General features: G+C 51.8%; 1 protein-coding gene. It reads left to right on the top strand.

Annotated elements, in window-relative coordinates; genetic code table 11:
• Positions 1-49: 49 nt before the first annotated feature.
• On the top strand, positions 50-689 hold a 640-nt coding region (locus MJ783_RS08995), incomplete at its 3' end, for an AAA family ATPase (protein WP_239309921.1).

Raw genomic sequence — 689 nt, 5'->3', positions numbered from 1 at the left:
CGCCGGCCCCCTGCCCCTGCCCATCCACCCCGCGAAGGACCGGTAACCAATGTCAGCGGATCTGGACAAATTTCAACCCGAAAATCCAGATGACGATTTTCAGACAAATTCTAAACAAACCGAAGATCAATCCCTTGGAACGGCAAATCGTTTCGGTGTCAAGCGGGCCATGCTAACAGCCGTTCATGTCGGTAACTTCAAGTCCTACGGGATGATCGATGATCTACCGTACACGGTATCACTCGCACCGCTCACATTGCTATATGGCCCAAATTCCGCCGGAAAGTCAACACTGCTTCAAGCCCTGCTCGCACTAAAGCAATCACTTGAAGCAGGGAGGCAAAAATCTTCCGAAAGCCCACTCCTTCTGGCTGGACCTCTTGTCAATCTTGGCTCTTTCAGGGACGTAATATACAACCACGATATCGACGGTCAGACTCTCTGGATTGGCGTCGATTATGACCTCTTGACCGGATTCGACGTCATCGTGAGCGGCGCCGCCGTCTACGGCTTCCAAGCCGACCATGCTTCAGTACCACGGGTTGCGTACTGCGAGCTCCGCGACGGCGATCGAACCGTCCTCCTTCGTAGACCATCTCTTTCTCTTGGCAGCCAGTTCGAAGATGAAGAAATTCTCGAGCCCATCGAAGAAAATCTTCAAGAATACCTCGACTTCATAAATGAAGAAT

It is taken from the genome of Protofrankia sp. Cj3, from assembly GCF_917627355.1.
Lineage (GTDB): Bacteria > Actinomycetota > Actinomycetes > Frankiales > Frankiaceae > Protofrankia.
The sequence above is the reverse complement of the archived record's forward strand: the minus strand, read 5'-3'. Positions and strand labels throughout refer to the sequence as shown.